At 53.2% G+C, this 5,440-nt stretch carries 5 protein-coding genes; 4 read left to right on the plus strand and 1 reads right to left on the minus strand.

Annotation, left to right across the window (positions count from 1 at the left end):
• On the plus strand, window positions 1-437 hold a 437-nt coding region (locus ACEQ15_RS04505; RefSeq protein WP_370277868.1), incomplete at its 5' end, for an agmatine deiminase family protein.
• A 98-nt stretch (window positions 438-535) separates the two neighbouring features.
• Here ACEQ15_RS04505 and fdhA read toward each other — a convergent pair.
• Window positions 536-1,735 (minus strand): formaldehyde dehydrogenase, glutathione-independent, encoded by a 1,200-nt coding sequence (gene fdhA, locus ACEQ15_RS04510; protein WP_370277869.1) that lies wholly within the window; start codon window positions 1,733-1,735, stop codon window positions 536-538.
• Window positions 1,736-2,376: 641 nt separating this feature from the next.
• Here fdhA and ACEQ15_RS04515 point away from each other — a divergent pair.
• From ACEQ15_RS04515 to ACEQ15_RS04525, 3 genes are all read left to right on the plus strand, one after another.
• Entirely contained in the window at window positions 2,377-3,486 is a 1,110-nt protein-coding gene (locus ACEQ15_RS04515; RefSeq protein ID WP_370277870.1) for a GlxA family transcriptional regulator, read from the plus strand.
• Window positions 3,487-3,911: 425 nt separating this feature from the next.
• The gene (gene dctP, locus ACEQ15_RS04520) at window positions 3,912-4,919 is read left to right on the plus strand and encodes a TRAP transporter substrate-binding protein DctP (protein WP_370277871.1); all 1,008 of its coding nucleotides are present in this window, start codon (window positions 3,912-3,914) and stop codon (window positions 4,917-4,919) included.
• A gap of 69 nt (window positions 4,920-4,988) precedes the next feature.
• Window positions 4,989-5,440: TRAP transporter small permease (locus ACEQ15_RS04525; RefSeq protein ID WP_370277874.1), on the plus strand; the 452-nt coding region annotated here is incomplete at its 3' end.

Consider the following 5,440-nt stretch of genomic DNA (forward strand, 5'->3'; position numbering starts at 1 on the left):
CGGGCGTTCGTGGCATGGATATCACCGACGGCCATACGGATTTCTACGCCCGTTTCGCACGTCCGGGTGTGGTCGTTGCAGGCTACGATCCTGATCCGGAATCACCGGATCATAAAGTCACCGAGCGCCACCTGGAGATCCTGGAAGCTGCGATCGATGCACAGGGCAGAAAACTAAAGGTGCTGGTGCTGGAAGGGCCGACTGATATCCGCTCTAAGTTCTACCATGAGGAATTTGCAGCGGGCTATATCGGTTTTTACGTGTGTAACAGTGCAGTGCTGATGCAAAAGTTTGGCGACCGTCGTGCTGATCGCAAAGCGGAAGAAACATTGCGCAAGGCATTCCCGAAGCACGACGTTATTGCACTGAGTGTGGATGCCCTGGCCGCCGGTGGTGGCAGTATTCACTGTTCAACCCAGCAAGAACCGATCGCGTAGCTGGATGGGTTTAGGAGGGAAAAGCGCCACTGCGTAGAGTCAGCATATGCAATGGCGCGATAGCAGAGGGCCAGGCCTCTGCTCTGTTGAGTATCGACTTACGCCGCTACGCTGCCGTGTGGGTCGATAACGAATTTCTTCGCTGCACCACCATCAAAGTCTGCGTAACCTTCAGGCGCCTCATCCAGAGAGATCATCTGAACGTTAACTGCGTCCGCAATTTTAGCCTTATCGAACAGGATCGCCTGCATCAGTGGGCGGTGGTACTTCATTACCGGACACTGACCGGTGTGGAAGGAGTGGGATTTCGCCCAACCCAGACCAAAGCGCATGCTCAGAGAACCCTGTTTCGCTGCATCATCAACCGCACCTGGGTCTTCAGTTACGTACAGACCAGGGATGCCGATCTGGCCGCCTGCGCGGGTGATAGACATCGCAGAGTTCAGTACGGTCGCTGGTGCTTCAATGCCGTGGTTGCAGCCACATGCGTGTGCTTCGAAGCCTACGCAGTCTACGAATGCATCTACTTCGCGCTCACCCAGGATTTGCTCCAGCTTATCTTCCATGTCGCCGTCCTGACGCAGGTCGATGGTTTCACAGCCGAAGCTGCGTGCCTGTTCCAGACGCTCTTCGATCATGTCGCCAACGATGACACATGCCGCACCCAACAGCTGTGCGGATACAGCAGCCGCCAGACCGACAGGGCCTGCACCAGCGATGTAAACGGTGGAACCCGGGCCTACGCCTGCAGTTACGCAGCCGTGGAAACCGGTTGGGAAGATATCGGACAGCAGGGTCAGGTCACGGATCTTCTCCATTGCCTGATCGGAATCCGGGAACTTCAGCAGATTGAAGTCAGCGTACGGTACCATTACGTACTCAGCCTGGCCGCCAACCCAGCCACCCATGTCCACGTAGCCGTAAGCGGCACCCGGACGGGCAGGGTTTACGTTCAGACAGATGCCGGTGTTGCCTTCTTTACAGTTGCGGCAGCGGCCACACGCGATGTTGAACGGTACGGATACGATGTCACCTTCTTTCAGGAATTCTACATCGCTACCGCATTCGATGATCTGGCCCGTGATCTCGTGGCCCAGAACCAGGCCGGATGGAGCGGTCGTGCGGCCGCGAACCATGTGCTGGTCGGAGCCACAGATGTTGGTAGTCAGTACACGGAGGATAACGCCGTGATTGCACTTACGTTTGCCCAGTGACAGTTCAGGAAAGGCAATGTTCTCTACTGCGACTTCGCCCGGTCCTTTATAGACGACACCTCGGTTGCCGTGAATACTGCACATAGTAACTACTCCTATTATTGTTTTCTTTGAGTACACGCTTCCCATCAGGAGCGTGGCTTTCCACTCTATCCAACGGGCTGTATCAACGGCTGTCCCGAACCGCGCCAAAGTTGATCAGGGGCGACACAATTTGCGCAAAATAAGTGCAGTTGACCGAGAGCGACAGGGAACTTTGCAATGTGCGACGAGTGGTTATTTGGGCGTTTTCTGGCGCAGTCGTAAAGTGACAAAAAGCGGCGTTTTTTGAGCAAGCCGCAAGGCGGGAATAACGTAAAAATGCGCGCCGTTTTGGGGTAGGTCAGCGGCAGCGCAGTACTTGCCTGATTTGACCGATATCAAGTCGCAATTTGAATCCTGTGTCGTATTTAGGTAATTGAGGTGGCTCAGGCGTCGTTTTTAGATTGATGCTAATTGATTGAAATCAATAATATAAATCCTGACGCAACGAACTGTGTGAGCCTAAGTACCACAGAAGTACTAAGCAGATCTTATGCGTCAGGCCTGATGGTGATGGGGGCTGATCGTTCCCGGGCCGTCCCATATTAGTCCTACATAATAAAAAAAGCGTAGCGGGCGTTAAGCAATCATTTCACGCCTTGCCCAGCACATACGCACAGAGGGCATACCCAATGACAATCGCAATGAGTCGCACCCCAGTTAATGGGGAAAAGAAGGTTACCCGTGTGGGTTTTCTTCTGCTGGATAACTTCACAATGATCGCACTGGCGTCGGCTGTTGAGCCGCTCAGGATGGCGAATCAGCTGTCAGGTGAGGAGTTATACAGTTGGCATATGGTTTCGGAAACAGGTTCCGAGGTGTCTGCCAGCGATGGCCTGACTTTCAAACCGGATTTTTCCTTTCAAGATGTGATCGACCTGGACCTGGTGATCGTTGCAGGTGGGGTTGATATCACACGCAGTTTTACACCGAAGCAGGTGAGCTGGTTGCAGCAGATGTCGCGCCGTAACATCAAGCTGGGGGCAATCTGTACCGGTTCCTACCTGCTTGCGCATGCCGGTCTGCTCGACGGGTACGATTGCAGTGCGCACTGGGAGTGTATGGCTGCGTTGCAGGAGCGCTTCCCGAAAGTGCGTTGCAACAGTCGTCTGTTCACCGTAGACCGCAACCGCATGACCTCGTCTGGGGGTAATGCACCGATGGACATGATGCTGCATATGATCTCAACGCAGCACAATCCGAAACTGTCGAACGCGGTATCGGACATGTTCATTTGCGACCGTATCCGCAGTGAGTTCGATCAGCAGCGAGTGCCGCTACGTCAGCTGCACAACAGCGGCGAATCCAAGCCGAAGTTGGTGGAAGTAATCGAGCTGATGGAAAGTAACCTGGAAGAGCCAATCGGGCTGGACGAGCTGGCGCAGTTTGTAAATGTGTCGCGACGTCAGCTGGAACGTATGTTCCTGAAATACCTGAGCTGCTCACCGTCACGTTATTACCTGCGTTTGCGACTGGATCGTGCACGCCAGTTGCTGAAGCAGTCGAGCATGTCGATTGTCGAGATTGCAGGTGCGTGTGGCTTTATTTCGACGCCGCATTTCAGTCGTTGTTACCGCAAACACATCGGTATCTCGCCGAGGGACGAGCGCAAGATCGCCTGGGCCGCCGATGGCACATCACAAAACAGTATTCGTGAACCGCTACAGGATTCCGGTCTGATGAGCATGGCGCGTTCTGCGAGTGCGCTGAGCAGCGCAAAAGTGGAGCCAAGTTTCGGTTCTATCGCTGTCTGACATCTGAATACGGGCGGAGATAATCCGCCAGCTTATAACTAAAAAATCGCATTGGGTTACGCTCAGTGCGATTTTTTTATATTTGCTTCGCAATTCTTCTCTCGGGTGGTTCTGCACCTGATTCTCACTCCTGTTTCCATGACTCGGAATCCTGTGTTCTGAGTACACACACTCATTTTCAGAAGCGACACATTGGCTATCCATTTGCGAATCCACGCCAAAATTAGTAACAGCTAAACTAAATACCCTTTTAAAATTGTGTGTATTAAATCTCTGTACATTTGAATCATTAAAGAAATAAATGCTGCATTAATTAAACTTATTTGGAGCTATTTCCTGTGGGTAGGGTGGTTTGACCGAGGCGATCGGGCTGAGTATCTATGGTGCCACTGACCAACAACATAAAAAAAACGACAGGAAATACCATGGTTAAGAGTAAAACGACACTTCGCTCATTTATGGCTGGATTGGTGACGGCCGGGGTTTTGATGGCATCTTCAGTGCAGGCCGCAACGCTGAAAATGGCAACCGACTCCGGTGCAAAAGGGTCACCTGCTGGCGACACACTGGAACGCTGGGCCGAGCTGATCGAAACCCGTTCCAACGGTGAGATCGACGTAAAGGTGTTCTATCAGAACGAACTGGGCAGTCAGAACGAAGTCTTCGACCTGCACGTGGCCGGTGACGTGGATGTGATGCTGAACTGGCCGATGACCTCCTACGACAAGCGTATTGGTGTGATCTACACCCCGTACATGACGCTGTCCTGGGATGAAGCGCTGAAGGCTTACAGCCCGGGCGGTTGGGTAAACAACATGCTGGGCGGTATCTACTCCGATCTGGGCCTGAAATTCTTCGGTCCGTGGCCGGAAGGTTTCAACGGTGTGGCAACCCGCGGTAAGTACGCGACCAACATTGCCGAAGCAGACGGTCTGAAAGTACGCACCATGACCGTATTCCCGGCACCACAGACCATGCAGGCGCTGGGCTACCAGACTGCTGCGATCGACTGGGGTGAGGTATACACCGCACTGCAGACCGGCGTCGTTGATGGTGAAGCGGGCAACGTTATCTACTGGGATTACGAGTACTTCCGCGATCAGCTGGATTACTACGTACGCAGCAAACACTTTTTCATGACCGGCGTACTGAGCATGAACGCTGAATCCTATGAAGACCTGTCCGAAGCGCACCAGAAGGTTGTGGCGGAAGCGGCGAAAGAGGTGATGCTGGCACAGTTCAAAGCTGCAAAATCTGCCGACGAGCTATACGTGAAGAAAGCCCAGGAAGCAGGTATGAAGTACGTCGAGCTATCTGACGAGCAGATCAAAGAGTTTGCCCGCGCAGCACGTAACAAGGTTTGGCCGCTGATGGATGAAGAGATCGGTTCCGAGATCATGAACAACATCCGCGCCAACGCTACCAAGCTTTAATCCTGTTCCAACCCAAACGGCGGTCCGCGCAAGCGTTCCGCCGTTCTTGTCTTTCCGAAGGTGCTTATGATGGTGCGTTTCTTTACGGCGCTGGATAAGAAGGTCGGTTGGTGTCTGGATGCGGTTGCGTTGATTAGCAGCCTCATGCTGGTGGGACTGATGTTGTTTCTTGTTCTCGCGCGTTACGTTTTTGGCTGGTCGATTGTCGGCCTGCTGGAAGTGATTATGGTATTCGGTATGTGGCTCTACATGGTTGGCGGTCTGGTTGCCAGCCGTAAGCGTGAGCACCTGGTGGTCGACTTTGTGCAGACCAATATTCGTGACCAGCAGATCCGTCGAATCCATCAGGGATTTCTGTCGCTGGTGACACTGCTGATTACCGGATTCTTTGTCTATCTCTCTTACCGGATGTTGAAGTGGGGCCTGCGTCGCCCGCAACAAACACCGGGCCTGTCTATCCCTCTGTGGCTGCCACAAAGCGCAATCATGTTCGCAGCGATCGGCTGTGCGCTCTATTCCCT

The organism is Pontibacterium sp., assembly GCF_964228735.1.
Taxonomy (GTDB): Bacteria; Pseudomonadota; Gammaproteobacteria; order Pseudomonadales; family Balneatricaceae; genus Pontibacterium.